Here is a 24,757-nt window from a genome sequence, read left to right as displayed (position 1 = left end):
GCTTCCCCAAATACGACCGCAGTGGCGGCCTCTGTTAAGCGCCGCCGGCGGCCTTTCTGTTGATGAAGCTCAGGGCGAGCACGGCGAAGATCAGCGTTCCCGTGCCGACCTGTTGCCAATAGAAGTTCAGATCGGTCAGCAGCAGCCCATTAACGACGATACTGAGCAGCAGCGCGCCGAGAACGGTCCCGCCGACATTCGGCCGTCCGAGTGGGCTGAGCGTCGTGCCGATGAAGGTCGCGCCGATCGCATTCAGCAGGAAGGCATTGCCCGAGGAGGGGATGTAGGTGGTGACGGTTGCGGTCAGGATCAGCCCGGCGATTGCCGCGATCAACCCGACCAGGATGAAAGTCACCGCGACATGGGCCGGCGCGGCGATGCCGGAATAGCGCACGACGCCCGGCTGGATGCCGATCGACAGGATGACGCGACCGAAACGCGTGCGGGCAAAAACAACGGCAGCAGCGGCGATGACGACGATGGCAGCGGCAAGCGGCACCGGAAAGCCGGCAATCGTGCCGTGGCCGAGGAAACGGAAGGCTTCCGGCACGCCATTCGGCGGCAGATAGACCGGATTGCCGCCATTGGTCAGCAGCTGCTGCACGCTGCGGCCGATGAACAGCGTGCCGAGCGTGGCGAGGAACGGCGACACGCCGATCCCTGAAATCAGCAGCGCGTTGAACGCACCGACAAACGCTCCGGCGGCCAGTCCCGCGACTGCGGCGACTGCCACCGGCTGCCCGGCAAGGACGAGCGAGACGAAGGCAAAGCTGGCGAAATCCATCGCCGTTCCCACCGAAAGATCGATGCCGCCCGACGCGACGGCGAAGGTCATGGCGACGGAGACGATGGCAAGCAGCGTGAAATTATTGACCAGGATGCTCTGCAGATTGGCAGGCGTCAGGAATGTCGGCGTTGCCACGGAAAAGGCGGCGAACACCGCAACAAGGGCGAGGATCAGCCCATAGCGCACCAGGCCGCCGGCGATGAGACGCGGTAAGTCGATGGTGGCGAGGGGAGGGGTCTGGAGCGACATGGTCAGGCCTCCTGCCGGCGCAGCAACGTGGTCGCGGAAACGACGATGAGAATGAGCACGCCCTGGACGCCGCTGACCAGCGTGCTCGAAATGTTCAGCAGCTGGAAGCCGTTGACCAGGAAGCCGACCAAAAGGGCCGAAAGCAGCGTCCCGGTGATCGTCGGAACCAGCCGGCGCGAAAAGACCGAGCCGAGCAGGGCCGTCACGACGACGGGCAACAGCATCTCGCCGGCGCCGGTCGTGCTGCCGCTCAGATAGGAAGCCGACAGAATGCCAGCGATGCCGCCGGAGACGCCGCTGGCGACGAAGGCGCCGGCCAGCAGCCGGCGAAGCGGCAGACCGGCGGCACGCGCCGCATCCGGAAACTCACCGACGGCATAGAGACGCAGGCCGAGCGGCGTATATTGTACAATCGCCGTGGTGATGGCCGCAAAGCCGAGGAGCACATAGGCAAGAACCGGGATGCCGAAAGCATCCGAGGCCGAGAGCGCCGACAGGAAAGGCGTCGAGGCCGGCAGGACGGTATTGCCGGTCAGCACCAATTCCAGGCCGGCGACGACGTTCATGACGGCCAGCGTGGCCAGCAGCGGCACGATGCCGGCATAGACGACGGCAATGGCATTAACCGTGCCGATCAGCGCGCCGGTGAGGATTGCCGCGGCGATCGCTGTCGCATCGCCGTAGCCGAGCTGTGTCAGGCTCGCATAGACGGCAGCGCTGAGACCCATATTGGCAGCCAGCGAAAGGTCGATGCCGCCGGTGACGACATTGGAGCCGCCGGCAATCAGCACGATCGTCAACCCAATGGCAAGCACGCCGGAGATGGCCGATTGACCAAGCACATTGCCGATATTGCCGATGCTGAGGAAATAGGGTGCAGTCAGCGAGAAGATGATCAGGATGGCGGCGAAAGCGATCAGCGATCCGAAGCGCAACGCGGTCGCCGCAATATTGCCGGCCGGCCGGGGAGGCGGTTCAGCAGCGGAAAAACCGGAAGGCGCGAATTCCACTTCAGCCGACATGGCGATGTCCCTCGGATGATCCTGTCGATTGAGCGAGCACCGCATCCGCGCTGGTCTCCGACGAGATGAATTCCCGTGCCACGCGGCCGCGGAAGAGCACCAGGATGCGATCGGTGATGCCGATCAGTTCCGGCAGGTCCGAAGACAGCACGATGACGCCGGCGCCGCGCGACGCGAGTTCGCCGATCAGCGTATAGATCTCGACCTTGGAGCCGATATCGACTCCAACAGTCGGTTCGTCGAGGAGATAGACCTCGGAGCGGCGGCTCAGCCACTTGGCGATGGCGATCTTCTGCTGGTTGCCGCCCGAAAGCGTACGCAGCAGGGCATCGCGCCCATTGGTCTTCACCTGCAGACGCGCAATCAGAGCGTCCACTTCTTGCTGTTCGCGTCTGCGATCGAGAAAGCCGAAACGGGTGAAGCGGCCAAGGCTCGAAAGGCTGATATTTTCCGCGACGCTGAGGTCGAGCGCGACGCCGTGGCGACGCCGGTCTTCCGGCACCAGGGCGATCTCGCGACCGGCCGCCTGCGTCGGATTGGTGAAACGGGCAGCCTTGCCGCTGATCTCGATATGGCCGGAAGCCGGGGTCTCCAGACCGAAGAGAGCGCGGACCAGCTCCTTTGCGCCGGAGCCGAGCAGGCCGGTAAGGCCGAGCACCTCGCCGCGGCGAAGCGTGAAACTGATGTCGCTATATTTCCCCGGCGCCGACAGCTGCTCGACCTTGAGGATGTCTTCGCCGGGCGTCACCTGCGGCTTCGGAAACATCTCCTTGATGTCGCGTTCGACCATCAGCCGCGCGATCGCGCCAGCCGAAGTGTCCCCAATCGGCAGGGAGGCGACGTCCAGCCCGTTGCGCAACACGGTGACGTGGTCGCAGAGCTCTTCGATTTCGTTCAGGTAATGCGAGATATAGATGATGGTGACGCCTTCGTCGCGCAGACGGCGGATCAACCGGAAGAGGATATCGGCCTCCCGGCGCACCAAGGCTGCCGTCGGCTCGTCGAAGACGAGCACCTTCGGCTGATTGAGGAGCGCGCGGGTGATTTGCACGATCTGCTTTTCGGCCGTCGACAATTCGCCGATCAAGGCTGCGTTCGGCAACCGGATACCGAAATAGTCATTGAGAATGTCAGACGCACGGCGCTGCATCAGTCGCCGGTCGAGGAACGGTGTGCCCGCGATGCGTGGTTCCCGGCCGAGGAACAGTGCTTCGCCGACGGTGAAGGTCGGCACCAGCAGTCGATCCTGGTGAATGAAGTGGATGCCGAGCTCTTCGGCAAGATGCGGTGTCAGCCTGTCGAATGTTTGCCCTTCGATCTCGATCCGGCCGCCATCGGGCTGGTGAAGACCGGCCAGCAGCTTAATCAGCGTCGACTTGCCGGCGCCGTTCTGGCCGACGAGACCGTGGATGGTGCCGCGCCTGACGATCAGCGACGCACCGGCAAGCGCCTGCGCACCGCCGAAATGCTTGACGATGCCTTCAAAGCGGATGATGTCGTCGCGTGCCGTCACCGGCTGTTTCAACGAAATGGCCGTCATGTCGATCTCTCCGGGCGGGAAGATTGCGAGCGATCCGGCGATGACCGGACCGCTCGTGTTCAGTGTCAGCCGATGCCGAGCTTCTTGGTGATTTCGCCGACATTGGTCTTGTTGGCGAGTAGTGCCGGAACATAGGTCTCGCGCGGCAGGGTCTGGCCGGCGAGCAGCTTGGCGACGTTGTGGATGGCGGTGCGGCCAATTTCCGCCGGCTGCTGGGCGACATCGGCGCCGGCCGGCGAATTCGGATCGGCGATGAGCTGGAGCACTTCCGGGCTGCCATCGACGCCGTAGGTGCGGATCTCGGTCCGCCCGGCGGCCGCTAGGGCCTGGGTCGCGCCAAGCTGCGGAATGTCCCAGGCCGACCAGATCGCCTTGATCGAACCCTTTTCCGGATATTTGTTGAGGATCGCCGTGATCTGCGTGAAGGCGTCCTGCACGGTATTCGGGATGACGTCGCGCAGTTCCGGCTGGAGGATTTTGACCTTCGGGAAATATTTGACGACATTGACCAGCTGGTCGTAGCGGATCGCGCAGGGGGTTACGCCGTAGAAGCCGTTGAAAACGACGATATTGCCTTCGCCGCCGATATCGGAGACGAGCTGCAGCGCCAGGTCCTTGCCGATGCCCCAGTTGTCGGAGGTAGTGTTGTTGATCGAATTGGTCGAGCCGACGTCGACGGTCAGAACAGGAATCCCGGCGTCGCGCGCCTTCTTCAGCCACGGGTCGATGACGCTGAGCGTGCCGAGGATTTGAACGATCGCATCCGGCTTCTGGGCAATCAGCGTCTGCAATTGCGACACCAGTTTGCCGTCGTTGCGCCCGGCATCGACGGCGATCGGCTCGCCGCCGAGGCGTTTTACCTCTTCGATCTGGGCATTATAGGCCTGCAGGTCGAAGAAATGATCGGTGCCGGTCGCGCTGATGGCGATGCGCTTGCCTTTCAGCGACGGTTCTTCGTCGGCTGCCAAAACCGTCTTCTGCCCGACCAGCGAAGCGCCGGCGACGGCGACCCCGGCCGCTGCGGACAGTTTCAACAGGTCTCGTCTTCCGAAGCGGCTTCCGGACTTTTCGATGCTCATTACCACTCTCTCCAATTAATTATGTCTATAGATTAACTAGATTAATGCGAATGAGGAGGAACGAATTTCCAAAAGAACGATCTTCGGGGAAAAGAGTGGAGGGAGCGAGAGCGCATCCCTGGCTGCGGTTTCCCGCGACCGGTCCGTCGACGGAATGCGGCAATCCGCTGTTCTCGAAGATAAGCGGAATGGCGCTATTGAACATCGTCTCACATGAGACTAAATATAACCTCATGTGAAAAGGATCCACGATCATGATGGGATTTGCTGCCGTTGCCGATGTTCTCGGGCTACCCTCCAGGGAGCCGGCGTCGCGCTCGGCCTTCGGCTTGCTTTCCAGCATTGAGGCGGGACTGCCGGTCAAGGCGCTTGACCGCATGGCGCTGCTTCTGGCGCCTGATGATCTCCAGTTCAAATACCGGCTCGTTCCCAAAGCCACCTATGAGCGGCGCAAGTCCAAGCATCGGCTCTCCTCCGACGAGGGCATAAGGCTCGCCCGCCTCGCGCGGGTCTGGGGGCTGGCGCTCGATGTCTGGCAGACCGAGGCCGAGGCGCGTGATTTCCTGTTTCGCCCGCATGCGATGTTGGAGGACAGGCGGCCGATCGACGTCGTCATCCAGAGCGAGATCGGCGGCGAACTCGTGCTCGATATCCTTGGAAGCCTGAAATACGGCAGCGCTGCGTGAGCGCACAGCTTCTTGACCGCACGCTGACATCCGTCCGCATCGGCGATCCCAATGGAACCTACCCGATCTTCGATGCCACAGGCTCGACCATCGCGCCGGGGCGGTGGAACGCGTCGGGCAGCCCGATCATCTATACGAGCGAGCACTATTCGACCGCGCTGCTCGAAAAGCTCGTCCATGGCAGCGGCAGGCTGCCGCCCAACCAGCACTATGTCACGATCACCATGCCGCGCGGGCTCAGCTACGAGGTCTTCTCCGAACCGGCGCTGCCGGGCTGGGACAGCATGCCGGCTGTTGTCAGCAAGGCGTTCGGCGAAAACTGGTGCCAGGAAAAGCGCAGCGCCATCCTGCTGGTGCCGAGCGTCGTCGCCCGCGTCGACCGCAACGTGCTGATCAATCCGGCCCACCCGGAATTCTCATCGCTCACGGTCAGCCTCCACCAACCCGTCTTCTGGGATCGCCGTCTGTTCGGGATGTGATGGGGCGGTCGGTCGCAATCGCGTCCTTCCGCGCCGTTACCCTTTCCAATGTCGGGGTGACGCCGTCTGCCGCCGTCGAACGCGCCAATCGAAGGCGCCGTTATAGGCGTGAGCAAAAGCGGCGACCTGCTGCCTTCGCTGCCAAGCACAACGACCTTGTCATGCTTCCGGAGCGCGCAAGGTCCGAACCTCGTCATCATTATTTACGTTAAAAGTAAGGCAAGTTTGGTGCGTAGCTATGACGCACGATAGTCCAATTGACTTCTAAACTTGGGCATGTAATTGCTGGTCGAATTTTGAAAATGCAAGTAGAATATATGTATCATCTCGGCGAAGTTGCAATACGGCGACTGCAAGAAAAGTTGATTAAATCGGTAAGGAAATTTGTTAGTAGAGGACAACCTTACATTATAATGGATTTTCCATCCAATAAAGATCCCGGCCACCACGCAAGTTGGTTGGGATTGGCAAAAGTATTGCAGGATGTGACAGGGCGCCTGCCGGTGCTTACCGGCGGATCACTTCAAAGTATTAATGAAATAAAAGACACTCCCGGCGACGCGCCAATATTCATTTGCGGGTGGGCCGACTTCGGAGATGCTCGGACCGGCAGAGATGATATTCGCTATCGCCTGGCGTGCAAATATCCGGATCGAACCATCATTCAGATGCCTCAGACAATCGATTTCGCTAACGAGGCACTGATGGAGTACGCGAAGCGTACGATTGGGAGGCATCGCAATTTTTTCTTTATGACGCGCGATGAGCAAAGTTTCGATCTGGCAAAGGCGAACTTCGATTGCGATGTCGAAGCTGGGCCGGACACGGCATTCGGTATCGGGCTGCTTAAACCATTCGAAGCTGATCCTCTCAGGGTATTATACGTCATGCAGCCTTTTGGAGAGGACGACGTTGATCTAGCTGAAGCCCGAGCGATCGTTGACGGACCCCTTACCAATTGGATCAGCGGTCCGGATAGTTTGTCGCGCTTGCGCAAGTCGAGTGTCGTCAAGGCCGCAATGCGGCGTGGCTTCAGCCGTTCCGAGATGGTGGCCCAACATCATGAGGATGTCGCTGCTCGGTATGTCGATTATGGCGTGAAGATGCTGTCCGGCGCGCAACGGATAATCACCAACCGTTTACATGGTCATGCTCTCTGTCTTTTGATCAATAAGCCGCATGTCGCGGTTGCGAGAAACGGAAGCAAACTGCACGACTTCATCAGTAGCTGGACTGGCGACACTCTCCTGGTGGAAAAGGCGGCAAATGCCAGTGAGCTTTTGGCGGCAATGTCCCGCCTTCCGTATGAGATGAACGGTGCTTGGTACAAGTCAAGTCGACCGATAGATCTGCGTCCCGGTCTTCCCGCCCCGGATCTCGTCCCTCAACCCTCTATAGTTTGATTGCCCGTAGGAGCTCAGTTTTGTCGCTTGCACGAGACGATGATATTCTATTCAGCCATGTCAGTAAGAACCGATCCGCCGCAGCCGTAACGGGTGCCTTCTGGTCGGCGATGAGTACGCTTATTCCGACAGTCCTCACCTTCGCGGTTTTCGTGGTGACGTCTCGCGTTCTCCAACCGCAGGATTTCGGTCTTGTCGCCTTGGCATTCAGTATCGTGTCGTTTGCAGGCAGTTTTGGACCGACTGCGTTTGGTGAAGCAATCATACAGAGAGCCGAAATAAGGCGTAGCCATCTCGATACCATATTCCTACTTTCCCTCGTCTTTTCATTTTTGGTCTACGGAGTTTTGTGTTTAGCCGCGTCGCCAATCGCGGCATACGTGGGGCATAAGGAAGTCACGTACCTTATTTACATCATAGGGCTGAAGGTCTTCTTCGATTTCACGGCCATCGTTCCGAATGCGATTGTCAATAGAAAGATGTCATTCCATCTGGTGGCCGTCCGTACCGTCATCGCCACGATCACGTCTGCTTGCATTTGCCTTATATTGGTTCTCGCGGGCTTCGGCTTGTGGGCGCTGGCGATTGCACAGATCGCGGCCACGGCGGCATCATGCGGCGCTGCCTTCTGGGGTGCGGGGTGGTCGCCTGGACTGCACTTGAAGAGAGCAAGCCTGAACGACCTTCTTCACTATGGCTTTTTTGCTTCTGGCACTCGGTTCTTACAGACCATGAGCTTGGACAACTTGATCATCGGCGTGCTCTTGAGCCCATCGGCACTCGGTATCTATAACTTTTCGAAGCGTTTGTTTGATATGATCAACAACGTTATCGCCGGGGGCTTAACATCCGTCACGCACGTGTTGCTTTCCTCATTGCGAAGCGATCCGAAGAAAGTTCGAGAAGCATTCCTGATGGCAACCTTCGGCTGCTCTCTGGTGTCGTACCCGGTGTTCATTGGCCTTGCCGCAGTTGCCGGTGATGCGATCACCACTATTTTCGGCGCACATTGGATCGAGGCCGTTTGGCCAGTCCGGTTCTACTGCGTCATCGGGTTGATGGCTGGGATCGGCTACGTGCAGGCATCCTTGATAAAGAGCCAAGGGGAGATGGATTGGTGGTTTTACTACCAGCTGGCGCGAAATCTCCTCACGCTCCTGACCATCGCAATTCTTTATCCCTATGGCGTCACAACAATTGTTTTCGCCATTATGGTCGAAGTTCTGTTGTTTTGGCCGATCACCAGTTGGAAGGTTTCGCGGCATATAGAGCTGAGCGTCGGGGCCTATCTGATGCAATTCCTTCGGCCAAGCCTGGCTTGTGCGGGAATGGTTGCCGTCGTTTTGCTCCTGCACGAATCGCTGATTCATTGGTCGCCTTATCCACGGTTGGCCGTGGAAATCGTTGCAGGCGGGATTGCGTACTGCTGCCTGATATTTGCCCTTTGCAGGGCTCGTTTGAATGTCTTGATCGGCAGTATAAAGCAGGTACGGCAGCGCAAGACCAATAGGGACGCAATTGTCGACCCTATCGCCCATCAATCGTGATATCTCGGCTCCTCCGCAGCGACCGTACTGCGGAGGAGCCGACCGCTGTGCACGCCCCTCAGATAAAGTGTCATAGGATATCGATAAGATGACCAGTCTCGACCGCGGTTATGCGCCACCGGTGATTGACAACGGAGGAGTCTCGATTACCGACCGCAGCCGTTACTATTCTCTCGATGCAATGCGCGGGTTTGCCGCAATTTGCGTTGTGGCTACACATTTCCAAGAGAGATATGCCCCCTCCGCTTATCTGGCAGTCGACTTTTTCTTCGTTCTCAGCGGATTTATTATCGCGGACATTTACGGAAAAAGGCTTTCGCGCGGTCTGCCATTCCAGGCGTTTATGACGGCACGAATCAAACGTCTTTATCCGCTCTATCTGATCGGAATTTTAGTCGGTCTCGTACAGATCATTCTGCTGACAAGCTGGGGGCTGAGAGGCCAAAGTGTCGTTGACCTGCTGGTGTCGACAGTTGCTAACGGGGCTTTTCTGCCCAGCCCGATGTATTTCCTTCAAGCCAACTCAATGCAGGGGATGTTTCCAATCAATGGCCCGGCATGGTCGATGTTCTGGGAACTGTTGGTGAACATACTCTTTGCATGTTGGCTTTTTCGGCTCTCTATCCGCGCCCTTTGTCTCGTTGCCTTGGTCTCGGCTGCATTATTGGTTTGTGTCGGTCTTAAGTACGGTATGTTGAATATCGGCTGGGAGTGGCCTTCCGCGATAGGTGGACTCCCACGAGTAATGTTTTCATTTACTGCAGGGGTCGTGATCAGCCGTCTATTCGGTGGTATGCCCGCCTGGAGGAAGGGTTGGACCGCCTTAGTGCCATGCCTGCTTCTGATGATCTGCATCGCAGCGCCGGTTCCGTCCGTGCTGCGGCCTTATTACGATTTGATGTTCGCGATGGCTTTGGCGCCGCTCATCGTGATGCTTGGCCTCTTTTTGGAGATGCCTGCAAAATTAGAGGCGTTGGCGACGTGGATCGGGTATATCTCCTACCCCGTCTACATCTTGCACCGAGGTGTGATCGGTGTTTTCAAGCCAGTTGCCGGGTCGATCGGGGTGAATGGCCCTCTCGCCTTCTTCGTGCTTCTCAGCGCAGTCGTATGTTTTGCTTATGTAACCGCTCGTTTCCTAGACAAAACTATGGCTGTACGGACCCGCCGAGCTCAATAACATCCCGCCGCGGCGAGCGCGCCATCAGCCGGGCATAGGCGATGGCCGAGAGCATGTTGACGTGGTTGGCCTTGCCGGTGCCGGCAATGTCGAAGGCGGTGCCGTGGTCGACCGAGACGCGGTCGATCGGCAGGCCGAGCGAGACGTTGACCGCCGTCTCGAAGGCGACGAGCTTGATCGGGATGTGGCCCTGGTCGTGATATTGGGCGATGACCAGATCGAAGGCGCCGTTATAGGCGCGGGCGAACACCGTGTCGGCGGAGATCGGGCCGACGACGTCGATGCCCTTCGCCTGCGCCTGCTCGACGGCGGGCGCCAGGAATTCCGTGTCCTCAGTGCCGAACAGGCCATTTTCGCCGCAATGCGGATTGAGGCCGGCAACGGCGATGCGCGCCTTCTTGCCAAGCCTCAGGAAATGCTTATGGCCTGCTTCGATAGTGGCGAGCACCCGCTCGGTCTTGGCGCGTTCGATCGCGCCTTTCAGCGAGATGTGGGTGGAGACGTGGATGGTGTTCAGCCGCTCGGAGGCAAGCAGCATGAAGGAACTCTTCGAGCCCGTGAGGTGGGCGAGAAGCCCGGTATGGCCGTCATGGTGATGGCCGGCAAGGTTCATCGCTTCCTTGTTGATCGGCGCGGTGACGATGACATCGGCTTCACCAGACATCGCAAGATCGACCGCGCGGGTGATATAGCGCACCGAGGCATCGCCGGCGACCGGGCTGACCTTGCCGATCTCGGGCAGGGCCGCGCCGAGCGCAACCTCATCTACGGCGATCCTGTCGTCACCGGGGCGATCGGCGGGCCCGAACCGCAGACCGGTGCCGGTGACGCGGTCGGCGCGCTCCAGCGCTTCGACATTGCCGACGATGACGAAATCGCGGCGCTCTTCGCTCGGAAGGGCCGCCAAGGCCTTGACGATCACCTCAGGGCCGACACCGGCCGGATCGCCGAGCGTCACGGCGACTTTCGCATTCCTGTCCATCATAAAAGTCCCTTCTACAACGCGGCTGCGTAAATCGAGCGGATGTCGGCACGTGTGAGATCGCGCGGATTATTGTCGAGCAGACGGCGAATGGCAAAGGCATCGTCGGCCATGGCGTCGAGATCGCTTTCCGGCACGCCGAGGCCGGAGAGCTTCATCTCGATACCGAGTTCGGCGCAGAAAGCGTAAGCCGCATCGAAGACGGATGCGATGGTTTCCGAGGTTTGACGTCCGAGAGCCGCCATCACCGTCTTGGTCTTTTCCGGGGCGGCCAGCGTGTTGAAGGCAAGCACATGCGGAAAGATCAGCGCGTTCGCCGCGCCATGGGCAACATGCCAGCGCGTGCCGAGGGGATAGGCAAGCGCATGGCCGCCGGCAGTGTTGACCGGGCCAAGGCAGAAACCGCCGTACAGCGAGGCGAGCGACAGGCCGGCGCGCGCCTCGCCGTCGTTACCATCCTTGACGGCACGGGCGAGATATTTGCCGACCAGCCGCGTTCCCTCGATCGCATAGATATCGACCATCGGATGGGCCTTGCGATTGGTGAAAGCCTCGACGCAATGGGCCATCGCGTCGATGCCGGTAGCGGCTGTCGTGCGGGCCGGCACGCTGAAGGTCAGGGCCGGATCGATGACGGCGATGTCGGCCAGCATATGCAGGCTTTCGACGGCAAGCTTCGCCATAGTGGCCGGATCGGTGACCAGCGCGCGGATGCCGGCCTCGCTGCCGGTGCCCGAGGTGGTCGGTACCTGGGCGAGTGCTGCCTTACGCGGCCCATGCACCTTGTTGGGGCCGACGACGTCATGCAGCGTCTGCGCGGAGCCGGCAAGAACGGCGGCAAGTTTTGCCAGGTCCATGGCGCTGCCGCCACCGAAGCCGACGATCAGTTCGGCGTTGGCGCCGTTGGCCGCGGCCAGGACTTTTTCGAGATTGGCCGTGTCCGGCTCGGGCGTCACTTCAGCAAAGACCGTCACTTCGCCCTTCAGCTCCAGCACGTCGATGCGCGAGGCATTGAAGGCATCGGAGATGACAAGCATGCGCCGATAGCCCTTTTCGGCAGCCCATTTGCCGAGCTTTCCCGCCGTGCCGATGCCGAATTCGATCAGGTGCGGCCGAACGATCGTGATTGGCGAATCCAAGCTGGCCATGAACCAGTCCTCCCTGCAAAGACCTTGCGGCGATGTCGTCTGTCTTTAATGTAAAGTTGTAAGATTAATGTCAAGCCAGCATTCCCAGGTGAGTAAATTTATATCGCCGAACATGGCGTCAAATGCGGTTCAAACTGACGTCGGCGCGTCAATATCTTATTGAATATCAGATTGTTACGGTAAATTGTTCGATGAACTGGCATTCGAACATGAAGGATGGGCCGCCATTTGCGTCGGTGCCGAACAGCGCGGAGATGTTGTCACATTCTCTCGCGATGCCGATCAACGCCAGTTCCAGGCTGCATGCTTTCGCGCTCGACCGGACACAGATTTACAATTTTCGGCCGCCGGCTCGCTTACGGCAGGGATTGCGGGGCAAGCCGCACATATTTGATGGCGCGCCGGTAGTAGGTGTAGGCCACATGGAGCGTGCCGTCGCTGCCCTGGATGATCGAGGGGTAGGAGAATTCGCGGTTCAGCGAGTCCTTCGAATTGTTGCTGAGGCAGAAGCCGTCGCCGGTATCGAGATCGATGCGATGCGGAAAACTTCTGCCGCCATCCCTCGATATCGCGAAGCTGAGCGGCGCACGCGGAACACCCCAGACCGCCTTGCGGCCGATATCGGCGGCGACCATAGTGGCCTCTTTGGGCTCGTCGCCTTCGATTTCGTCATAGAGGGACTGACGCCGCGCGTCCGACATGCCGGCATTCGAATGGTTGTAAACCATTGCGATCGCTCCATCATTCAGCATGGTAGCCTGGATCGAGGAGTTGTTGTTCGGCAGTTCGGTGGGCTCGGGCACGCTCCAGGTTTCGCCGCCGTCGGTCGATCTGCTGGAAAGAACGCTCTCGGCGAAGCGGTTGCGGTAGAAGGCGACCATCTCGTCGCCGCCGAGCGGCAGGATGTTCATGTGCACGGCGCCGATACTGTCTGGAATATCGCGCATCTGCCAGCTGGCGCCGCCGTCTCGTGAGATCAGCACCGCCGCCGTATCGGCGTCGCCACTCCAGCGCTGGCCGTTGAGGCCGACGCAGCGGAAAACCGGAAGCAGCCAGTCGCCCCGGTCGTTGACGACGATCTGCTGGCGAACGAAGGTGCCGGGACTGTCGCAGAGGATGCGAACCGGGCCGAAGCTTTTACCGCCATCCCCCGATATCCGGCATTTGACAACAGAGCCATCCTGATTGCCGGAGGTCTGTGAGGTGTAGAGCAGCCATGTTTTCCCGTCCGGAGCGTTGAAAATCAACGGATTTTGCTCGGATTTCTCTGGGTCGTCGCTCATCTTCTCCGGCTTGGACCAGCGCTGGGAGCCCGGTGCCAGCCGCGACATGTAAATCGAAATATCACCCATGCCCTCCATCGTGCCGCCGAACCAGACGCAGGTCAGCGTGCCGTCCGGCAGAAAGGCGAGATTGGCCGCATGGTTCTGGATGCAAGGGGAGGGCAGATAGGCATCAGCCCGGCCCTGAATGGAGGGGTGCGGGGTGATAAGCCCAGTCATCAGGGCGGGCACGGCTTCCGAAGGCAGGCCGGTAAAACTCATAGCGGATCTCCTCAAGGCAGCTTGGCGTAGCTTTCGGCGAGCGCGGCATAATCCGCCTCGCTCAGCGGCATCAACGGCGCGCGTGTGCGCTTCCAAGCGGGATTGCCGGTCTTTAACCCCACCATTGCCTTGATGGTCGGGATCTGAACGTAGGAATTGGAAAGCGTGCGATAGGCGTTGATGCGCGCCTGCGCTGCCTCGACATCGGCGGCGCGTGCGGCGTCATGAACATGGTCGTAGACGGTGCGCAGCGAATCCGCCACGAGATTGGAGGTTGCGGTGATGCAGCCCGCACCGCCAGCCTTCAGCAGCGGCAGCAGCAGCGGATCGGCGCCGGCCAGCACCGAAAAGCCGGGATGGGCGGCAATTATCGCCTGCATGTTGTTGAAATCACCGGCAGATTCCTTGATGCCGACAATCGTTTCCGGGAAGGCCGCAATCAGCCGGCCGATCAGCGGAATGGAGAGCGGAACGCCAGAAACCTGCGGAATGTGATAGAGGATCACCCGCAGACGCGTATCGGCGACCTTTTCCAGCACCTGCGAATAGGCGGCGAAGAGGCCGTCGTCGGAGACGCCCTTGTAATAGAAGGGCGGCAGCATCACCACCTTGGTGACGCCGAGCGAAAGCGCGTGCCGGGTCAGTTCGACGGTCTCCGGAATGGCGACGACGCCGGTGCCCGGCAAAAGCCTGTCGGCCGGAATGCCGGCCTTTAGCGCCGCTTCCAGAATGGCGCGGCGCTCGGCTGCGGAGAAGGAATTGGCCTCGCCTGTCGTGCCGAGCAGGGCCACGCCATGACATCCCTCGGCCAGCAGCTGCCGGCAATGGTCGGTGAAAAGCGCGAGGTCCGGCGTATTGTCCGCAGTCAGCGGCGTTGCGGCGGCGCTGAAAACGCCTGTAATCCTGTGATGGCTCATTTCGCCCTCCTCGGTGCGTCCCGTCCTGCCGGTGCGTGTTCGAACCGGCCGGCTGCACATTCCATTGTCATTCGTCTGTCGCGATGGATTGCGGAAAACTTTTCCATTGCGGCCCTTTTGTCAAGCAGACAAAATGCATTCCTTCGAGACGTAAAATTTAACTAATTGTTATTGCATAGGTATTTGTCATTGGAAATTTTGTTGGAATGGAAAATGCGATTTTTTGTTGACATATTTACAATAACGAGAGAACGATACGGGACGGATTGTGCTGCGCCTGGCAAGGGGCAGGGAGAGCGCTGCCGAATTCACCTGGGAGGAATGCCATGTCTTTAGATCAATCGGATAAAACCAATATATCGCGTCGCAACGCGCTGAAGCTCGGTCTTGCGGCCGGCGTCGGCCTCACCGTGTTCGGGATGAATGCCCGCATCGTAACGGCCGACGAGGGCCAGGTCCTCAAGGTCGCACATCCGGCCTTCGATCAGGATTGGTCGCCGCTGCGCGGCGGCGGCAGGACGTTCCGCTGGAATTCGATCTGGTGGGCCTCGCCGATGTATTTCGACAGCCAAGGCAAAATCAAGCCTTACGTCTTCACCAGTTGGGAATCGGCCGACAACGCCGTCTGGACTTTCAAGATCGACCCCAAGGCCGTTTTCTCCGACGGCAGCAAGATCACCTCGGCCGACGTCAAGGGATCGTGGGAAGTCGCCTCGATGCCGAACACCAAGAGCCAGCGCGCCGACCAGGTGCTGAGCAAGGTCAAGGGTTACGCCGAGATCGCTGCCGGCTCCGGCAAAGAGCTGACGGGTGTCGCGACACCCGACGAGGGGACGGTCGTCGTGACGCTGACGGCAGCCGATCCGATCTTCTTCATGCGCCTGGCAAACCACATCGCGCCGATCACCAAGGCCTCGCAGTCGCGCGGCAGCGACGGCGAGGAGATCATCGACTGGTACAAGCCTGACAGCAAGCCGGCCTTCTCCGGCCCCTTCAAGCTGACGAGCATCGATATCGACGCCGGCAAGCTCACCTTCGAGCCGAACGAGAACTTCTTCGGCCCGAAGCCGAAGCTCGCGCGCATCGAGGTCACCTCGATCGAGGACAATGTGACGGCGACATCGCTGATCAAATCCGGCGAGTTCAACGCACATACGGAACTCGTCACTTCAACGATCATCCAGGATCTCGGCCCCGAATTCTCCGCCGGCCCGCTGATCCCGACCAGCCAGCACTTCTGGTTCAATATCTCCCGCGCGCCGATGGACGATCCGAAGGTCCGCCAGGCGCTGATCATGGCGATCGATCGCGACGGCCTGTTCAAGGCGTCCTATCCGGACGGGCCGCACAAGAAGGCCGACCAGATCCTCAACTCGGTTCCGGGCGCCGAAGATTCCGGCTTCGAGCCCTTTCCCTTTGATCCGGCAGCCGCAAAGAAGCTGCTCGCCGAATCGAGCTATGGCGGACCTGAGCGCCTGCCGAAGATCATGTTCGTCGGCATCTCGGCGCCGGCCATTCAGGCCGCCGCCCAGTTCATCGCCGAGCAATGGCGCCAGAACCTCGGCATCACCGCCGTCGACATGAAGCCGCAGCAGGATGCTTATGCCGGCCCGGACCAGAACTCGGTCCAAATCTTCCGCGACGATGTCGGCACCCGCGTTCCCGATGCCGTTTCCTATTTGGCAGGCTGCATCGCCTCGACCTCGTCGAATGCGCAGAACAAGCTCGGCGGATACAAGAACGACAAGGTCGACAGCGCCCTTACTGAGGCGACGACTAAGGCTGCGGACGATCCGCAGCGCATCGCTCTTGCCCAGGAAGCCCAGAAGGCGTTCCGCGACGATTGGGCCTTCATTCCGTGGTATTCTCAGGCGATGTCGCGCTGGGCCACCAAGGAGGTCAAGGGCCTGGACAAGAACCTCGACTGGCAGATCGTCGAACCCTGGAACATTTCCATCGGTTGATCCGGAACAATCGTTCCTGGCGATAAACGCGCGAAGGCCGCAAGGTCTTCGCGCAAATTTCAAGAAGAGATGCGATCTGTCGGGCTTCTGCGAAGGACAAGAACGCATCGAACAACTGACGGGAGGTGGCCATGCTGCGCTACGTGCTAACCCGGTTTGCCATCTGGATTCCCTCCGTTCTGGTGGTGATGCTGGCCGTCTACGCGCTGGCCTTCTACGGCGCCGGCGATCCGATCAAGCTGATCTTCCTGCGCGCACCGGGCGACGTCGCTTATAATCCGCAGCGCATCGAAGCCATCCGCGAAAGTGCTGGCCTTAACAGACCCTTCATCGAGCAGTTCGGCCTTTACATCTGGAACCTGCTGCACGGCCAATTCGGCAACTCGCTGACGTCGGGCCGCGCCGTCTGGGCAATGGTCTCAGCCGCCGCTCCCGTCTCCTTCCAGCTCGCCCTCTGTTCCGTCATCCTGACGACCGTCGTTGCGATCCCGCTCGGCATGATCGCGGCGCTGAACCAGAATTCGCGCCTCGACTATACCATTCTTGGCTCCGCGCTCTTCCTCTGGGCGATCCCGGCCTATGTCGCCGGGCCGCTGCTGATGGTCGGCCTCATCGTGCTGCTGCCGGGCGCGAGCGTGCCCTATGGCTGGGGCGGCATTTTCGATGTCCGTATCCTACTGCCGCTGCTCGTGCTTTCCTTCCAGCCGATCGCGCTCATCGTGCGCCAGACCCGGGCTGCCGTCATCGAGGTGCTGTCGGAGGATTTCGTCCGGACCGCGCGGGCCAAGGGCGTGCCCGAGATCATCGTGGCGCTGCGCCATATCCTGCGGCCGGTACTGACGCCTGTGGTGACGCAGCTCGGCCTGATCATGATCACCATCGTCAACGGCGCGATCTTCGTCGAACTGGTCTTCGGCCTGCCGGGGCTCGGACGCCTGACGGTGCAGGCGCTGATCAATTCCGACTATCCGGTGATCCTGGCGATCACGCTGATCGGATCGTTCCTGGTGATGGTGTCGAACCTCTTGGTGGATGTGCTCTATCCGCTGCTTGACCCGCGCGCCAATGATGCAAGAAGGAGCCGCTGACCATGTCCGCAATCCCTCTATCCACCACCGAAACCGTCGAGGAACAGCCGGTCAGCCTGTGGCGCGACGCCTGGTATCGGCTGAAGCGCAACAAGCTCGCCGTCTTCGGCCTGGTTATCGTCCTGATCCTCGCCTTCACAGCGATCTTCGGGCCTTACCTGACGCCCTATGACTATCTGAGCCAGGATCTCAACGCACGTAACGCGCTGCCGTCGATGAGCCATCTTTTTGGAACCGACGATCTCGGCCGCGATGTCTTCAGCCGGGTGGTCTTCGGCACGCGGACCGCTTTCCTCGTTGCCGTCATCGTCACCTTCTTTGCGGTGCTGATCGGCCTCACGCTCGGCGCGGTGGCCGGTTTCTTCGGCAATCCCTTCGACCGCGCCATCATGTGGCTGACCGACGTGACAATGTCGGTTCCCAACCTGCTGCTCGTCGTCGTCATCAACGCATCGCTGAAATCGCCGATCACCCGATGGATGGAGGCGCGTTACCTCGAGACCTTCAATCCCTTCTATCGCCAGACGATATGGGTGGATTTCATCCTCGTCTTCGGCTCGATGGCGTTGATCTCCTGGCCGCCCTATGCCCGTCTGGTGCGCGCCCAGGTTCTGTCGATTCGCAGCCGACCCTATATCACCGCAGCCCAGGCACTCGGCCTTTCGAACTGGGTCATCATCAAGCGTTACGTCGTGCCGAATGCGCTTGGACCGCTGATCGTCTCGGTCAGCGCCGGCCTCGGCACGGCGATGGTGCTGGAAAGCGCCTTCAGCTTCCTCGGTGTCGGCGTCAATCCGCCGACACCGAGCTGGGGCAACATGATCTCGGACGGCCTTCGCGTCTGGCAGCATTATCCGCATCTCCTTGCCGCTCCGGCGGCCGTGCTCGGCCTTGCCTCGGTTGCTTTCAGCTTCCTCGGCGACGGTCTCAACGACGCGCTCAATCCGCGGGGCAGCAAATGATCGACACCAAAAACACCGAACGCCTGCTCGATGTCAGGAACCTCACCGTCGAGATCGACGGCCGCAATGGCCCGGCCGTCGTTGTCGACGGCATCGATCTCCATGTCGACAAGGGCGAGACGCTCGGCGTTGTCGGCGAATCCGGTTGCGGCAAGAGCCTCACCATGCTGAGCCTGATGCGGCTCCTGCCGAACAAGATCAAGGTCACCAAGGGAACGGCCACCTTCGACGGCCGCGATCTGCAGACGATGTCGAATCGCGAGCTGCGCAAGGTGCGCGGCGGCGATATCGGCTTTGTCTTCCAGGATCCGATGACGTCGCTTAATCCCGTCATGCGCGTCGGCGACCAGATTTGCGAGCCGCTGATCTATCACCGCGGGATGAAAAAGGCTGCGGCCCGCGCCGGCGCCGTCGAGCTTCTGCGCCTCGTCGGCATTCCCGGCCCGGAAGAGCGCCTGCAGGCCTTTCCGCACGAGCTTTCCGGTGGCATGCGCCAGCGCGTGATGATCGCGATCGGCCTTGCCTGCAATCCCAAGCTTCTGATCGCCGATGAGCCGACGACGGCGCTCGACGTCACCATCCAGGCTCAGATCGTAGATCTGGTGAAGGACCTGCGCGCCAAGCTCGGCATGTCGGTCGTCTGGATCACCCATGATCTGGCGCTGATCGCCGGCTTGGTCGACCGCGTCGCCGTGCTCTATGCAGGCACGGTCGTCGAGGATGCGCCGGTCGACGAGCTCTATGCCCGCCCGAGCCATCCCTATACCCGCGGCCTGCTCTCCTCGATCCCGAAACTGTCCGACCCGCCGGCAAGCCGGCTGAGTTCGATCGGCGGCACGCCGCCGGAGCCCGGCCGCCGGCCGAAGGGCTGCCCGTTTGCGCCGCGCTGTCCGCTCGCCGAGACGATCTGCCACGAAAAGGTGCCGCAGCTTGAACGCTTAAGCGGCAGCAGCAATCATCGCGCCGCCTGTTTCGTCGTCCAGAGAATGCAGGAGGCCGCGTAATGGATGCTCAACCACTGCTCAAGGTCGAAAACCTGGTCAAGCATTTCCACGTCAAGCTCGGCGCCTTCGGCGAACGCTCGGCGACGGTCTATGCGCTCGACAACGTCAATCTCGATATCATGGAAGGCGAGACGCTGAGCCTCGTCGGCGAATCCGGCTGCGGCAAGTCGACGACCGGATTCACCATCCTCAACCTCTACAAGGCGACCAGCGGCAAGGTCGTTTACAAGGGCCAGGACCTCGCGACGCTCGATGAAAAGCAGATGCGGCCCTTCCGCCGCGACCTGCAGATCGTCTTCCAGGATCCCTATTCGACGCTCAATCCGCGTATGACGGTGGGCGAGGCGATCGGCGAGCCGATCCTCTTCCACAAACTCTGCACCAAGGCCGAGCTGAAAGAGAAAGTGGCGACGCTGCTCACCGATGTCGGCCTGCCCACGCGGTTTGCCCAGCGTTACCCGCATGAGCTTTCCGGCGGCCAGCGTCAGCGTGTCGTCATTGCCCGCGCGCTTGCCTGCCAGCCGAAATTCATCGTCTGCGACGAGGCGATCTCGGCGCTCGACGTGTCGATCCAGGCGCAGATCATCAACCTGCTGCTCGATCTGCAGGAGAAATACCGGCTGACCTATCTGTTCATTGCCCACGATCTGGCGGTGGTGCGCCATATCAGCACCCGCGTCGGCGTCATGTATCTGGGGCGGCTCGCCGAGCTTGCCAGCCGCGAGGAACTGTTCGACAATCCGCTGCATCCCTATACCAGGGCGCTGCTGTCGGCCGTTCCGGAGACCGATCCGGAGCATGAGCGCACCCGCCAGCGCCAGATCCTGCAGGGCGACGTGCCGAGCCCGCTGAACCCGCCTTCCGGCTGCCGTTTCCACACGCGCTGCCCGATCGCGATGGATGTCTGCAGCAAAGTTATTCCCGCCTGGAAGGAGGCCAAGCCCGGCCATCTCGTTGCCTGCCACGCCGTCAATACCGAGCAAATCGCATGACGCTGCAGGCTGCGATCATTGCCGACGATCTGACGGGTGCGCTCGATACCGGCACGCCCTTCGTCGCGGCCGGCCTTTCGGTTGCGGTCGCCATCGATGTCGAGGCGGCACAGGCTGCGATCGCCACCGGCTGCGATGTCCTGGTCATCAACACCGCCTCTCGCGCTCTTAGCGAGCGTGAAGCTGCCGAAAGGGTCCGATCGGCCGCCGAGGTCATTCGTGACATCAAACCTTCCGTTGTTATGAAGAAGATCGACTCCCGGCTGAAGGGCAATGTCGCGGCGGAAAGCCTGGCGCTGAAAAAGGCGCTCGGCCTGAAGACCATCCTCGTGGCGCCCGCCATCCCCGATCAGGAGCGCGTGACTTACCGCGGATGTGTCGTCGGCCGCGGCGTCAACACGCCGCTGCCGATCGCCATGCTGTTCGAGGCCAACCCGGACGATGTTGTCGTTGCCGATGCCGAGGATGAGAGCGATCTCGATCAGATCGTCGAGGGTCATGACTGGCTGACGACGCTCGGCGTCGGTGCGCGTGGTCTCGGTGCGGCATTTGCCCGCCGGCTCGGCGAAACGGGGCGGCGGCCGATGACGGAATTTACGGCAACCCCGCGCACGCTGTTTGCCTTTGGCTCGCGCGATCCGATCACCTCAGTCCAGATGAACCGGCTCGAAGCTTCGGGCGCCTTGCGCGTGCTGGCGGATGCGCCGATGGGCAAGATCGAATGCGGCGAGGGCCTGGCGCTGCCGGCGCTGCTGCGCTGCACCGGCGAGATGGAGGCCGATGCAGCACTCGTCGCCCGCCGCTTTGCGGCAGGCGTCAGATTGGCCATCGACGACACCAGGCCTGAGATGCTGATGGTCGGCGGCGGCGATACGGCGCTTGCCGTTTTCCAGGCACTTGGGGTGAGAGTCTTGGCGCCAAAGGGCGAGATCGAGGCTGGGATCCCTTGGTTTGATATCACGGCCGCTGACGGGCGGCAATTTCGGTGCGCCGTGAAGTCGGGGGGCTTCGGCAATCCGGATAGTTTGTTAAAACTGGTTCTTTGGAATCAGGCGGCATAAGATACCGCCGGGGAGAATGACGTGGCTGAAGTGAATGGCGAATCTTTGAACGCGGAAGCCGGCCCGCCGGGCAAGCCCGAACGCGGCAAGGCCGTCAAGCTGGTCGATCGCGTCTTCGACCAGCTGCTCGAGCGTATCCGCGGCGGAAACTATCCACCGGATTCACGCCTTCCCGGCGAACATGAGCTTGCCTCGATGCTCGGTGTTTCCAGGCCGATCGTCCGCGATGCGCTGGCCCGCCTGCGCGATCAGGGCATGGTCTATGCCCGGCAGGGCGCTGGCACCTTCGTCAGCGCCCATGGGTCGCCGACGACGCAGCTTGCCTATTCGCCGGTCAAGACGATCGCCGATATTCAGCGCTGCTACGAATTCCGCCTGACCATCGAGCCGGCCGCCGCCTATTTCGCCGCCAAGCGCCGCAATGAATCGGCGATCCAGAAAATCGCCGGCGCCCTTGCGGATCTGCGCGAGGCGACCAGCCATCAGTTGCACCGCACCGATGCCGATTTCATCTTCCATCGCGCGGTAACTGAGGCTGCCAACAATCATTATTATACCGCTTCGATCGACGCGCTGAAGGCGCATATCGCCGTCGGCATGCATCTCCACGGCCTCTCCCTGCTTGGCCCTCGCCAAGGGCTGGAACAGGTCTATGAAGAGCATAACGCCATCTACAAAGCGATCGCCGATGGCCGGGCTGACGATGCGCAAAGGCTGATGAAGGCGCATCTCGAAGGCTCCCGCGACCGTCTGTTCGAGGGCAGGGCGCTCGACCTGTCCTTCTGAGGATCTAGCAGATGGGCGATTTCCACCTTGGTCTTTGCCGTTGCCGGGATGATTTCCTCGAGCAATGCCCCAGGGTGGGAGGGGCAGTGCGTCGTCGGCCTCGTCGTTTCTACGGCATTTGATCATTCCCCATCCAGGTGTGCTTGCGGCCCATGCCTTCAGCTTGGGATTGTCCCCTTCGTCGCATTAGCGCTTGAAGAGATCGGCGGCGTCTTCGTGGGCGGCGGCTTCCTTGTCCGAGTGATATTGCTTGTTGAAATCGTCCCGAGGGCCGCCTGTTCCAAGTAAAGCAGCAAGCAGATCACCAGAAGAAGCGTGAACACGATCCACGAAATACGTTGAACTGCCCAGAATCGTTGCTGGAACTCGGTATGGTCGAGCATGCCTTCGGGTAGCGCCGGCGATTTGCTTATCTCTCCCATGCCCTCTCCCTGTGCGTTTCGCAGAGAACCGGGGCCGGACGCAAGAGTTCCCGGCGATACCGGGACCGTCGCCGTGTACCTCGGATGTGCAGCAGTCCAGGCGTCTTCGCCGATCAGGGGAACGAAGACCACCCCGCCGAGATCTTCCTCCTCGAACTGGGCGGCCCCGGTGCGCATGATGCGTCTCAAGCGCTGCTCTTCGCTGCGGCCGACCGGGATGATAAGCCGCCCTCCGAGGTCCAACTGCTCCTTCAAGGCGGACGGCACCTCGGGTGCTGCCGCAGAAACGATAATGGCATCGAATGGGGCGGCTTCCGGCCAGCCCTTGCTGCCATCACCGACGCGAACGTCAATATTGTGGTATCCGAGCTGTTCGAACCGTTCCCTGGCCAGAAGCGCCAGCCTTTCATGGCGCTCGATGGAATAGACCTGCCTTGCTATTCGGCTCATGAGGGCTGAAGCGTAGCCGGAGCCCGTTCCGACCTCGAGCACCTTGTCGCCGGCATCCAGACTGGCCTTTTCGAGCATCAGTGCCACGATGAAGGGCTGCGAAATCGTCTGGCCCTCGCCGATCGACAGCGGCGCATCCTCATAGGCGAATTCCTCGAAACCTGGAGCAACGAATTTTTCGCGCGGCACCGTGCGCATCGCCTCGGTGACGCTTCGATCGCGAATGCCGCGACGCGTCAGCTGGTGCTCCACCATGCGGTCTCGGATTTGCGTCATATCCATGGATCAGCTCCACTGTCGGCGTTGTGGCTAGGGGCAAGCTTCTCGGCCGGGCAGAAGAATGGAAACAACGGGAGAGCCTCGTCATTCCGATGCGCTGCTCGGTCCATGTGGGGAACTTAGTGTGAAGAGCGAAGTTCGACAGGCCTATGCAAACTAGGAAATTCCGTTCCGATGAGGCGTCAGTGTCCACGAACCCACTCATCAACGAACCGGTCGACGACCTTGCCTCCCGCCTTGAGGTGATGACCGACGACGAGGTGTTTATGACCATGAGCGAGCTGGAAAGCGCCAGCGAAGCTGCCGGGGACGATGCGGCGCAAGAGATCCTTCCCCGGATTGTTTTGACCGAAAGCGAGATCGAGCGGCGCTATCCCGGCGAACTGCTCGCGCCATATCGCGACTGGAAGCAAAGGCAACCGCTGCTGTGACGACCCGACGATCATATGCCGAATACAAAACAACAGATGGAGGCAGCAATGAGCAGTTCCGAGACGACGACGGACCACAAGGCGATCCAGAAATGGGCGGAGAAAAGGGACGGTAAGCCGGCGGTTATCCGCGCCGGCGGTAAAGGCGGCGTGCTGCGCATCGATTTCGGAGAAAAAGAAGAGGAATTCGACGGGATCGGTTGGGATGAATTCTTCAAGATCTTCGACCAGAACAAGCTGGCTTTTCTCTACCAGGACAAGACCAAGGACGGGATGATCAGCCGATTCAACAAATTCGTCGAGCGCGACTAAATTGCTGGACGGATGGCGACGCGGGACCGGATCGCAGCGCCGCCCCAGAAACTTGCTCTTATTTCGTGCCCGAACCGAATGCTGATGGGACAGAATGCTTGCCGCGCGACGTTGGCATCCGCGCATCGTCATCCGCGTCATCCTTCTTCGCCTGGCCGATCGCAGTACCCATGAGATCGGCCCGCTTGAAGAACTCGGTCTCCGTCGCGCCCGGCATGAGGCAGCTGACGGTCGCGCCGGATCCCTTCAGTTCTTCGCGCAAGGCAAAAGAGAAACTGTTGATGAAGGCCTTGGTGCCGTTATAGACGGCGGAGCCGGGCATGAGACCGGCGATCGAGCCCGTCGGCAAGATGCGGCCTTCGCCGCGGCTGCGCATCTGGTTGCCGATCGCATGGCCCTGCGACGAACGCAGCGTTGATCGACGAGGTGCCGGCGCGGCCCGA

The 24,757-nt window shown here is 60.7% G+C and carries 22 protein-coding genes and 3 pseudogenes; 14 read left to right on the top strand and 11 right to left on the bottom strand.

Annotation, left to right across the window (positions count from 1 at the left end; translation table 11 throughout):
* Positions 1–34: 34 nt before the first annotated feature.
* The 4 genes from HJB83_RS00800 to HJB83_RS00785 all read right to left on the bottom strand — a co-directional run bounded on the left by HJB83_RS00800 (position 35) and on the right by HJB83_RS00785 (position 4,677).
* Positions 35–1,036 (bottom strand): ABC transporter permease, encoded by a 1,002-nt coding sequence (locus tag HJB83_RS00800; protein WP_221131138.1) that lies wholly within the window; start codon positions 1,034–1,036, stop codon positions 35–37.
* A 2-nt stretch (positions 1,037–1,038) separates the two neighbouring features.
* Positions 1,039–2,058: an ABC transporter permease gene (locus HJB83_RS00795; RefSeq protein WP_164024508.1), complete on the bottom strand. Its 1,020-nt coding sequence runs from the start codon at positions 2,056–2,058 to the stop codon at positions 1,039–1,041.
* Positions 2,048–3,598 (bottom strand): sugar ABC transporter ATP-binding protein, encoded by a 1,551-nt coding sequence (locus tag HJB83_RS00790; RefSeq protein WP_221131137.1) that lies wholly within the window; start codon positions 3,596–3,598, stop codon positions 2,048–2,050. The genes HJB83_RS00795 and HJB83_RS00790 overlap by 11 nt, the downstream gene beginning before the upstream one ends.
* Before the next feature lie 65 nt (positions 3,599–3,663).
* Positions 3,664–4,677, bottom strand: a complete 1,014-nt coding sequence (locus HJB83_RS00785) for a sugar ABC transporter substrate-binding protein (RefSeq protein ID WP_207585817.1) — start codon at positions 4,675–4,677, stop codon at positions 3,664–3,666.
* Between the two features lie 254 nt (positions 4,678–4,931).
* On the opposite strand from HJB83_RS00785, the gene HJB83_RS00780 reads away from it, so the two are divergent.
* The 5 genes from HJB83_RS00780 (at position 4,932) to HJB83_RS00760 (ending at position 9,972) form a co-directional block, all read left to right on the top strand.
* Positions 4,932–5,363 (top strand): antitoxin Xre-like helix-turn-helix domain-containing protein, encoded by a 432-nt coding sequence (locus tag HJB83_RS00780; RefSeq protein WP_207585816.1) that lies wholly within the window; start codon positions 4,932–4,934, stop codon positions 5,361–5,363.
* Entirely contained in the window at positions 5,360–5,842 is a 483-nt protein-coding gene (locus HJB83_RS00775; RefSeq protein ID WP_221116240.1) for an RES family NAD+ phosphorylase, read from the top strand. Before HJB83_RS00780 ends, HJB83_RS00775 begins: the two co-directional genes overlap by 4 nt.
* A gap of 317 nt (positions 5,843–6,159) precedes the next feature.
* On the top strand, positions 6,160–7,245 hold the full coding sequence (locus HJB83_RS00770; RefSeq protein ID WP_207585919.1) for a polysaccharide pyruvyl transferase family protein: 1,086 nt from the start codon (positions 6,160–6,162) through the stop codon (positions 7,243–7,245).
* A gap of 20 nt (positions 7,246–7,265) precedes the next feature.
* Positions 7,266–8,792 (top strand): lipopolysaccharide biosynthesis protein, encoded by a 1,527-nt coding sequence (locus tag HJB83_RS00765; protein ID WP_207585814.1) that lies wholly within the window; start codon positions 7,266–7,268, stop codon positions 8,790–8,792.
* 88 nt (positions 8,793–8,880) lie between these two features.
* Positions 8,881–9,972 carry an acyltransferase gene (locus HJB83_RS00760; RefSeq protein ID WP_221131136.1) on the top strand — a complete coding sequence of 364 codons (1,092 nt, stop codon included), beginning with the start codon at positions 8,881–8,883 and terminating at the stop codon, positions 9,970–9,972.
* On the opposite strand, the gene pdxA is transcribed toward HJB83_RS00760, so the two are convergent.
* From pdxA to HJB83_RS00740, 4 genes are all read right to left on the bottom strand, one after another.
* The gene (gene pdxA / locus HJB83_RS00755; RefSeq protein WP_207585918.1) at positions 9,941–10,954 is read right to left on the bottom strand and encodes a 4-hydroxythreonine-4-phosphate dehydrogenase PdxA; all 1,014 of its coding nucleotides are present in this window, start codon (positions 10,952–10,954) and stop codon (positions 9,941–9,943) included. The genes HJB83_RS00760 and pdxA overlap by 32 nt on opposite strands.
* Before the next feature lie 14 nt (positions 10,955–10,968).
* Positions 10,969–12,102 carry an iron-containing alcohol dehydrogenase gene (locus HJB83_RS00750; RefSeq protein ID WP_207585812.1) on the bottom strand — a complete coding sequence of 378 codons (1,134 nt, stop codon included), beginning with the start codon at positions 12,100–12,102 and terminating at the stop codon, positions 10,969–10,971.
* A gap of 356 nt (positions 12,103–12,458) precedes the next feature.
* On the bottom strand, positions 12,459–13,646 hold the full coding sequence (locus tag HJB83_RS00745; RefSeq protein ID WP_221116241.1) for an exo-alpha-sialidase: 1,188 nt from the start codon (positions 13,644–13,646) through the stop codon (positions 12,459–12,461).
* An 11-nt stretch (positions 13,647–13,657) separates the two neighbouring features.
* Complete coding sequence (locus HJB83_RS00740; RefSeq protein WP_221131135.1) at positions 13,658–14,563, bottom strand: dihydrodipicolinate synthase family protein; 906 nt, start codon at positions 14,561–14,563, stop codon at positions 13,658–13,660.
* Positions 14,564–14,889: 326 nt separating this feature from the next.
* On the opposite strand from HJB83_RS00740, the gene HJB83_RS00735 reads away from it, so the two are divergent.
* The 7 genes from HJB83_RS00735 (at position 14,890) to HJB83_RS00705 (ending at position 22,420) form a co-directional block, all read left to right on the top strand.
* A complete protein-coding gene (locus tag HJB83_RS00735) occupies positions 14,890–16,527 on the top strand; it encodes an ABC transporter substrate-binding protein (RefSeq protein ID WP_207585809.1) in 1,638 nt (545 codons plus the stop codon).
* 131 nt (positions 16,528–16,658) lie between these two features.
* Complete coding sequence (locus HJB83_RS00730; RefSeq protein ID WP_207585808.1) at positions 16,659–17,615, top strand: ABC transporter permease; 957 nt, start codon at positions 16,659–16,661, stop codon at positions 17,613–17,615.
* Between the two features lie 2 nt (positions 17,616–17,617).
* Positions 17,618–18,577 (top strand): ABC transporter permease, encoded by a 960-nt coding sequence (locus tag HJB83_RS00725; RefSeq protein ID WP_207585807.1) that lies wholly within the window; start codon positions 17,618–17,620, stop codon positions 18,575–18,577.
* Positions 18,574–19,581 (top strand): ABC transporter ATP-binding protein, encoded by a 1,008-nt coding sequence (locus HJB83_RS00720; RefSeq protein ID WP_221131134.1) that lies wholly within the window; start codon positions 18,574–18,576, stop codon positions 19,579–19,581. Before HJB83_RS00725 ends, HJB83_RS00720 begins: the two co-directional genes overlap by 4 nt.
* Positions 19,581–20,573, top strand: coding sequence for an ABC transporter ATP-binding protein (locus HJB83_RS00715; protein WP_221131133.1), 993 nt, complete (start codon positions 19,581–19,583; stop codon positions 20,571–20,573). The genes HJB83_RS00720 and HJB83_RS00715 overlap by 1 nt, the downstream gene beginning before the upstream one ends.
* The gene (locus tag HJB83_RS00710; protein WP_221131132.1) at positions 20,570–21,634 is read left to right on the top strand and encodes a four-carbon acid sugar kinase family protein; all 1,065 of its coding nucleotides are present in this window, start codon (positions 20,570–20,572) and stop codon (positions 21,632–21,634) included. Before HJB83_RS00715 ends, HJB83_RS00710 begins: the two co-directional genes overlap by 4 nt.
* Before the next feature lie 21 nt (positions 21,635–21,655).
* Positions 21,656–22,420, top strand: coding sequence for a FadR/GntR family transcriptional regulator (locus HJB83_RS00705; RefSeq protein ID WP_221116244.1), 765 nt, complete (start codon positions 21,656–21,658; stop codon positions 22,418–22,420).
* 189 nt (positions 22,421–22,609) lie between these two features.
* Here the strand turns inward: HJB83_RS00705 and HJB83_RS34545 are convergent.
* A pseudogene (locus HJB83_RS34545) lies at positions 22,610–22,684 on the bottom strand (DUF305 domain-containing protein); the annotation flags it as partial.
* 3 nt (positions 22,685–22,687) lie between these two features.
* Positions 22,688–23,574, bottom strand: a pseudogene (locus tag HJB83_RS00700) (protein-L-isoaspartate(D-aspartate) O-methyltransferase); the annotation flags it as partial.
* 182 nt (positions 23,575–23,756) lie between these two features.
* Between HJB83_RS00700 and HJB83_RS00695 the strand changes: the two are divergent.
* Complete coding sequence (locus tag HJB83_RS00695; protein ID WP_221116245.1) at positions 23,757–24,002, top strand: hypothetical protein; 246 nt, start codon at positions 23,757–23,759, stop codon at positions 24,000–24,002.
* A 48-nt stretch (positions 24,003–24,050) separates the two neighbouring features.
* The gene (locus tag HJB83_RS00690) at positions 24,051–24,314 is read left to right on the top strand and encodes a hypothetical protein (RefSeq protein ID WP_207585801.1); all 264 of its coding nucleotides are present in this window, start codon (positions 24,051–24,053) and stop codon (positions 24,312–24,314) included.
* Between the two features lie 115 nt (positions 24,315–24,429).
* Here HJB83_RS00690 and HJB83_RS00685 read toward each other — a convergent pair.
* Positions 24,430–24,708: pseudogene (locus tag HJB83_RS00685) on the bottom strand (SDR family NAD(P)-dependent oxidoreductase); the annotation flags it as partial.
* Positions 24,709–24,757: the final 49 nt, after the last annotated feature.

The sequence above is a fragment of the Rhizobium sp. NZLR11 genome (assembly GCF_019685115.1).
Lineage (GTDB): Bacteria > Pseudomonadota > Alphaproteobacteria > Rhizobiales > Rhizobiaceae > Rhizobium.
The sequence above is the reverse complement of the archived record's forward strand: the minus strand, read 5'-3'. Positions and strand labels throughout refer to the sequence as shown.